The organism is Wolbachia endosymbiont of Glossina morsitans morsitans (assembly GCF_000689175.1).
Classification (GTDB): domain Bacteria; phylum Pseudomonadota; class Alphaproteobacteria; order Rickettsiales; family Anaplasmataceae; genus Wolbachia; species Wolbachia pipientis.
The window spans coordinates 1-5,554 of sequence record NZ_AWUH01000183.1; the positions used below are offsets into that span (position 1 = coordinate 1).

The 5,554-nt window shown below is 35.0% G+C and carries 7 protein-coding genes and 1 pseudogene; 7 read left to right on the plus strand and 1 reads right to left on the minus strand.

Annotation, left to right across the window (positions count from 1 at the left end; translation table 11 throughout):
- Positions 1 to 589: pseudogene (locus WGMM_RS05920) on the plus strand (transposase); the annotation flags it as partial.
- Between the two features lie 9 nt (positions 590 to 598).
- On the opposite strand, the gene WGMM_RS04705 reads toward WGMM_RS05920, so the two are convergent.
- Entirely contained in the window at positions 599 to 808 is a 210-nt protein-coding gene (locus tag WGMM_RS04705) for a hypothetical protein (RefSeq protein WP_038250809.1), read from the minus strand.
- 131 nt (positions 809 to 939) lie between these two features.
- Between WGMM_RS04705 and der the strand changes: the two genes are divergently transcribed.
- The 6 genes from der to WGMM_RS04730 all read left to right on the plus strand — a co-directional run bounded on the left by der (position 940) and on the right by WGMM_RS04730 (position 5,463).
- Positions 940 to 2,265: a ribosome biogenesis GTPase Der gene (gene der / locus WGMM_RS04710; protein ID WP_038250814.1), complete on the plus strand. Its 1,326-nt coding sequence runs from the start codon at positions 940 to 942 to the stop codon at positions 2,263 to 2,265.
- The gene (locus WGMM_RS04715; RefSeq protein WP_051599662.1) at positions 2,262 to 2,783 is read left to right on the plus strand and encodes a disulfide bond formation protein B; all 522 of its coding nucleotides are present in this window, start codon (positions 2,262 to 2,264) and stop codon (positions 2,781 to 2,783) included. Before der ends, WGMM_RS04715 begins: the two co-directional genes overlap by 4 nt.
- Positions 2,758 to 3,300 carry a demethoxyubiquinone hydroxylase family protein gene (locus WGMM_RS04720; RefSeq protein ID WP_006279362.1) on the plus strand — a complete coding sequence of 181 codons (543 nt, stop codon included), beginning with the start codon at positions 2,758 to 2,760 and terminating at the stop codon, positions 3,298 to 3,300. The genes WGMM_RS04715 and WGMM_RS04720 overlap by 26 nt, the downstream gene beginning before the upstream one ends.
- Positions 3,301 to 3,681: 381 nt before the next feature.
- Positions 3,682 to 3,822 carry a hypothetical protein gene (locus tag WGMM_RS06935; protein WP_186802321.1) on the plus strand — a complete coding sequence of 47 codons (141 nt, stop codon included), beginning with the start codon at positions 3,682 to 3,684 and terminating at the stop codon, positions 3,820 to 3,822.
- A 57-nt stretch (positions 3,823 to 3,879) separates the two neighbouring features.
- The gene (mraY, locus tag WGMM_RS04725) at positions 3,880 to 4,860 is read left to right on the plus strand and encodes a phospho-N-acetylmuramoyl-pentapeptide-transferase (protein WP_038250829.1); all 981 of its coding nucleotides are present in this window, start codon (positions 3,880 to 3,882) and stop codon (positions 4,858 to 4,860) included.
- Between the two features lie 6 nt (positions 4,861 to 4,866).
- The gene (locus WGMM_RS04730; RefSeq protein WP_038250819.1) at positions 4,867 to 5,463 is read left to right on the plus strand and encodes a ribonuclease HII; all 597 of its coding nucleotides are present in this window, start codon (positions 4,867 to 4,869) and stop codon (positions 5,461 to 5,463) included.
- Positions 5,464 to 5,554: the final 91 nt, after the last annotated feature.

Here is a 5,554-nt window from a genome sequence, read left to right on the forward strand (position 1 = left end):
CATTATGATTTGGAAGTAGATTTTATTTTTCGCTTGCAAAAAAGAAATTATAGTAAGCTATGGGAACGCTGGCGAATTAAATTTTGATTTTATATTAGAAAATGAAAAGCTAAAAAATAAAACGAAAGCTTTCATACAGAAAGCTTTTATACAGAAAGTAAGAGTTATAATGCTGACATTAGCCAACTGAGAAACAGAGTTTTTGACCGAGACTTTGGAGCAAAGCTTATGTGTTAAGGTGGCACATAGAGGAGTGCTATAAACGACTCAAAGTAGGAGCAGAGTTAGAGAATTTTTCTGGAGAGGCTGTATTACAAGAATTTTGGGCAAACTTGGTCATGTGCAATATATTATCGCTTCATATATGTGATGCACAAGGGCCTTGGAACCCAGATCAAATCACTGAGTATCGTTTAAATTTTTCAGTTTTATTTAGTGTAATGAGACAGAAACTCTATCAGGTACTTATTGCGCCAAAAAACTTTCAAGCCCTTTTTAAGTATACGCGCTAAAGTTAAAATCCAACCGGGACAGCCGCAATAAAGTAGATAAGCCTAAACGCCATCATGTCTTTAGGAGAGTTTGCTAATGAAAGTTCTTAAGTTGACGTCATTGACTGTTCCGATTCGTTATATGACATAAGAGCATCATATATTTCATGCAATGTATTTGAGATGTTTTTTTCCATATGTTGATTAATATGCCCATATATTGTCGTCTCTTCCGAACACTCTGTATCTTTATGTATATGATTTTGTTGCTTTAATTCTTCTCTATCTACAGTCTCTATTTGCTTTGACACTGGCATAACTATCCCATATTTTACATAACGAAATAAAAAAATTCTAACTGTAGTATGCTTATATAATCTACGAAGTCAATAGTTAAATTGAAAAGTTTCGGTTATAATTTACTTCATATAGAACATGCCCTTGAATTATGCTAAAAATCGCCATAGTAGGCCTACCAAATGCTGGAAAATCGACCCTATTCAACAGATTAGTAGGAAGAAAAGCAGCAGTAGTGAGTAACATTCCAGGAGTGACAAGGGATAGGCGAGAGGGAATGGGGAGAATTAGCGATTTGGAGTTTAAAGTTATAGATACAGGAGGATGGAACGACCAAACTAGTTTTTCACTGCAAGTTATTGAGCAAATAGAGTTTTATTTATCCAGTTCAAACATAATTTTCTTTCTTGTTGACGCAAAAGTGCAAAATGAGCGAAATAAAGAGTTTGCAAAGTGGCTGAAGAGAAAAATAAATAAACCTGTGATACTGATAGCAAATAAATGCGAGAGTCATAAATCCGAAAATGTTGATTATTTGCAGTTTTTTGATTTTCTTAGCCCGGTGTATATCTCTGCCGAGCATAATCTTGGCATGGTTGATCTTTATGATGCATTAGCTGGTGTTATTGAAAATTTTAACGAGAACACTGAGTTACCTAACAATGAACTGAGTAGACTGAGGATCGCGATCATCGGCCGTCCGAATGTTGGAAAATCAACTTTTTTAAATGGTTTACTTGCAGAAAACAGACTAATAACAAGTTCAGAGCCAGGTACCACACGTGATTCTGTGGATATTACATATGATCATGATGGAGAGTTAATTACTCTAATTGACACTGCCGGAATCCGCAGAAAGGCGAATGTTGTAGATGGCTTAGAATCAAGATTTGTTGAGAAAAGCATGGAATCAATCAAGCGCTCTCATGTGGTAGTTTTAATGCTAGACTCCCTAGTTGGTATTGAGCAGCAGGATTTATCAATTGGTGAAGCTGCAATTAAGGGAGGGAAAGGGATTATTGTTGTTTTAAATAAGTGGGATTTAATAGGTAAGGATGACAGAAGCAGGTTAATAAAATTTGTCAAACAACAGGAAGTAACCAGGTTATTCTTGGAAGTGCCAACTATAACAATTTCTGCGTTAAAAGGCATGCGCTGCGGTGATGTGATAGATAAGTGTCTTGAAGTGAGTGAATCCTTGAACAAGAAGATCAGCACTGCAAAACTGAATAAGTGGCTCATAAATGCTGTAGGAAAACATTCTCACCCTCTTGTAAAAGGCAAAGCAGTTAAAATGAAGTATATCGCTCAAATTGGTACTAAACCTCCAGCTTTTTCTTTGATATGTAACATACCTGAAAGTGTTGATGAAAGTTACAAACGCTATTTAATTAACGATCTCAGAAAAAATTTCTTTGCAGACGGTGTGCCAGTTAGATTGCTTTTGAAAAAAAATAAAAATCCCTATGTAAAATGAATACTCTGCTTTATGCTTTCAGGGATAATTTACTTAAAGTTATGTGTAATAATTCCAGAATTCCTGCAATCTTTCTGCTGTCGAGTGCCGCTGCTCTAATTTTTGCATATGTGCTAGAATATTTTTTCAACATGCTGCCATGCAAGTTATGTACATACGAGCGAATAGTTTACTATATCGCCGGATTACTTGCAGTAGCGTGCATGCTTAAAGACAACAAAATTCTAATCTATGCAATGTTTTGCAGCTACCTCATAGGTGCAGTAATATCTTTTTATCATGTAGGTCTTGAACTCCACTTATTTCATGATGTTTTAGGTTGTACAGAGCAAGCAAGTGGTAACGTTAGTATAGAAGAGCTCAGAAATAATCTACTAAATCCTAATTACTCTCCATCTTGTGACAGACCTCATTACGTTCTAGGTGTTTCCTTAGCAACATGGAATCTAATTTATCTCATAGTAGCTCTGTTCGTATCAGGTAAGGTGTATTGTGGAGAAAGAAAGAAATCTAAATAATTTAAGGTACAGCAACAATCAGTTCTTACAACAGGCAATTAGAGTAGATCACGCTGGAGAATATGGAGCTATTTGCATTTATTCTGGTCAAAAATTTATTCTTAAGAAATCTTCTATAATCAATGAAATAATTGAAATGGAAGAGCAAGAAAAAAAGCATTTTCACTATTTTAATGAGAAAATCAAAGAGCAAAAAGTTCGTCCTACTGTTTTGTTGCCTGTTTGGCGTGTTTTAGGAGTGTCGCTTGGCGTTGCAACTGCCATTATGGGCAAAAAAGCTGCTATGGCTTGCACTGCTGCAGTTGAAGAAGTTATCGGGGAGCACTACAAAGAGCAAGTTTCACATTTAGAAGATGGGGAATTAAGAGAAACTATAAGTAAATTTCGCGACGAGGAGTTAGAGCACAAAGATATTGCAATTCAGCACAATGCTGAAAGCGCATTTGGCTACAACATTTTATCATCATTCATAAAAACAGGCTGCAAAACTGCTATTTACTTGTCTAAGTTAATTTAACTAAGCAGCTTTCTTAAAGTGTTTTAAATGTTCTGATAACAACAGAAACCAGGAAGGAATTCAAGTGTAACAATTATTTTATAACTATATTTACATATCACCATTATTAATAAATAATTAGTATTTGTAAATTAAATACATCTAAAGTATAGACTGCAAAGGAGGCAAAAGTGCGTTTTAATTTAGAAGAGGGAAATGCTCTTATGTAATACCTGCCACAGGTTCACAACTGTACGAACATTCATTTTTGAAGGTAAATTGCACAGCAAATGGTGTCATTCCAGTCTGGAATCCAGAAATTTTGCTTATAACTGAGCTGATAAGCTAAAGGTAATTGTCTTACACTAAAACAAACGTTTTTAATTAAGTTGCATAGAACCAGTGTCTGGGCACTGGGATGACACCCCACTGGTGGTCCAAACTACAACGTTCGTACAGTTGTGGATTCCAGACTGGGATGACACCCTACTGATGGGCCCAAATCACAATGTTCGTACAGTTGTGGGTCAGGCTATAGGATGACAGAAGTTGACTTTATTAGCTATAGGTGGTATGACACTTAGTCAATTAAATAAGCAGATGATCTTAGCTACAAAAGTATTTTTTACCTCATTTGTTTTTGGATTTATTCTTTTTCCCTATTTTATAAAGCTTCTAAAAAAAATAAGTAAAGATGGGCAGCCAATTAGATCATGTGGACCAGAAAGTCATTTAATAACAAAAAAGAATGTACCACCTATGGGCGGAATAATAATACTGATTTCTTCTTTATTACCAATTTTACTCTGGGCTCAGTTAACACCAGAAATTTTGCTGCTGATATTGATAACTCTATTTTTTGCTCTACTTGGATTTATTGATGACTATTTAAAGTTAAAGGCAAATCACCATCGAGGTTTAAGTGCAAAAGCCAAAATACTTATTCAGTTTATTGTAGCTCTGGTTAGTATGTCTATACTTAAGCTAAACTCTGCTGAAGGTTTTACAAAAATGTTCCTATTTAAAGGAGTAATAATCGATTTTGGCTATCTATATGTCCCATTCGCTACATTTGTAATTGTCGGCTCTTCTAATGCTGTGAATCTCACAGATGGTTTGGATGGCCTTGCTGCAACTCAAGTCATCACTTCCTTTGCTTTTTTGGGGCTAATTGCATACATAACTCAAGCAGATATGAATATTACTTTATTCTGCATTGCATTTATAGGAGCTATTCTAAGTTTCTTGTGGTTTAACATACATCCAGCAAAAATATTTATGGGTGATGTTGGTAGCTTATCGATAGGCGCAGCTTTAGGGTTAACTAGTGTCCTAATTAAAAGAGAAATGCTTTTTGCCGTTATTGGAATAATCTTTGTAATAGAGACTCTATCTGTGATTATTCAGATATCATATTTTAAATATACAAAGTTTAAATATGGAGAAGGAAAAAGAGTTTTTCTTATGGCACCAATACATCATCACTTTGAGAAGAAGGGATGGTCAGAAAATGCAATCGTTATGAAATTTTGGATAATTTCTATTATCTGTTCAGTTTTTACTATAACTTTCTTATTATAAAAACCTATGAAATACCCAGACTTTACATTAGAAAATAAATTATCAGGAGTGATAGCAGGAGTGGATGAAGTTGGAAGAGGTCCGCTAGCTGGTCCAGTAATATCCGCAGCCGTAGTGTTTATTGATAGAAATACAATTATCGATGGAATCAGCGACTCGAAAAAGTTGACTCCTCAATGTAGGCAAGTCCTATATGAAAAAATAACATCCGTTGCAAAATTTGGTATAGGAATGGCAAGCGTAGAAGAAATAAATTCATACAATATCTTGCAAGCAACAAAACTTTCAATGAAACGTGCGTTGATAGACTTGGACCTAGAATTATATTATGTGCTAGTTGATGGTAATCAACCACCTGAAGTGAAATGGCAAGTGAAATCCATAGTAAATGGTGATAATTTGAGTACATCAATTGCAGCAGCTTCAATCGTTGCAAAAGTTACGAGAGATCGGCTTATGCAAGAATTGCACAATAAGCATCCTGAATATAATTGGTATAAAAATAAAGGATATGGAACAAAAGAGCAACTTAACGCTATTGGCCTTTATGGAATTACAGAACATCATAGAAAAAATTTTGCACGCATATCTCGGGCATTATAGCCTTTAATCACTCACCCTTTTTTGAAAGGTATGTTTTCATTAAATAGGCAAACTGTACTCGATCCATTCCTTAAGGTAAACACTGAACTCA